Annotated in this window: 1 tRNA gene and 1 rRNA gene (1 of these 2 cut by a window edge); both read right to left on the bottom strand. The window is 49.4% G+C overall.

Annotation, left to right across the window (positions count from 1 at the left end):
* Nucleotides 1-225 (bottom strand): 23S ribosomal RNA (locus tag ACOTXR_RS25100) (its annotated part extends 494 nt beyond the left edge of the window); the annotation flags it as partial.
* A 180-nt stretch (nt 226-405) separates the two neighbouring features.
* Nucleotides 406-481, bottom strand: a tRNA-Ala gene (locus ACOTXR_RS25095).
* Between the last annotated feature and the right edge of the window lie 177 nt (nt 482-658).

Genomic DNA, 658 nt, shown 5'->3' with positions numbered 1-658 from the left:
TGATTTCTTTTCCTCGGGGTACTTAGATGTTTCAGTTCCCCCGGTTCGCCTCGTTAACCTATGTATTCAGTTAACGATAGTGTGTCGAAACACACTGGGTTTCCCCATTCGGACATCGCCGGGTCAAAGGTTCATATCACCTCGCCGGCGCTTTTCGCAGATTAGCACGTCCTTCATCGCCTCTGACTGCCAGGGCATCCACCGTGTACGCTTAGTCGCTTAACCTCACAACCCGAAGATGTTTCTTTCGATTCACCATCGGTTTGCGAAAATTTGAGAGACTCGAACACACATTAACTGTGTGTCGTTTCAATTTTCAGCTTGATCCAGATTTTTAAAGAGCAAAACTTCGCAGTGCACCTTTTCAGGTTCACTCTGAAGTTTTCTTGTGTTCGCAGTAAAAGATGGTGGAGCTATGCGGGATCGAACCGCAGACCTCCTGCGTGCAAAGCAGGCGCTCTCCCAGCTGAGCTATAGCCCCATCGTTTTGCCAACCTCTGTACCGGTAATTTTTGTTGAGGCAAGGCGTGGTGACACGAAGCATACTTAAGTATGTGAGTGTCGCCGCAACGCAGCATCAGCAAAAATTTGGTAGGCCTGAGTGGACTTGAACCACCGACCTCACCCTTATCAGGGGTGCGCTCTAACCACCTGAGCT

This window comes from Enterobacter cloacae complex sp. IR53030, from assembly GCF_049238365.1.
GTDB lineage: Bacteria > Pseudomonadota > Gammaproteobacteria > Enterobacterales > Enterobacteriaceae > Enterobacter > Enterobacter kobei.
The sequence above is the reverse complement of the archived record's forward strand: the minus strand, read 5'-3'. Positions and strand labels throughout refer to the sequence as shown.